Raw genomic sequence first — 306 nt, 5'->3', positions numbered from 1 at the left:
CTACAACTTCACGCATTGAAGGTATGGATTTAGAAGATTTTGAAAAAGAGCTAATTGCTTTACACAAACATGCTTTTAACGATACACATAAGGCTTTAGATTCTAAAGGAATTCATGGTTTTATAAGTGATAAAGAAGAACATTTAATCGATCCACTTGTGATTTTTAATCTTCAGCAAGCCTGTCTCAACAAAGACTATAAAAGCTTTAAAAAATACTCGGCTTTAGTAGATGAAAAACAAGTTAATTTGCGTTCTTTGATGTAATTTGATTTTAGTGAAGCTATCAGTTTAGATAAGGTTGAAA

The 306-nt window shown here is 30.4% G+C and carries 1 pseudogene; it reads left to right on the top strand.

Going from position 1 to position 306, the window contains the following annotated elements:
- Nucleotides 1–263, top strand: a pseudogene (locus ELQ05_RS08145) (hypothetical protein); the annotation flags it as partial.
- Between the last annotated feature and the right edge of the window lie 43 nt (nucleotides 264–306).

Source organism: Campylobacter sp. US53 (assembly GCF_004378995.1).
In the GTDB taxonomy this organism is placed as follows: Bacteria; Campylobacterota; Campylobacteria; order Campylobacterales; family Campylobacteraceae; genus Campylobacter_D; species Campylobacter_D jejuni.
The sequence above is the reverse complement of the archived record's forward strand: the minus strand, read 5'-3'. Positions and strand labels throughout refer to the sequence as shown.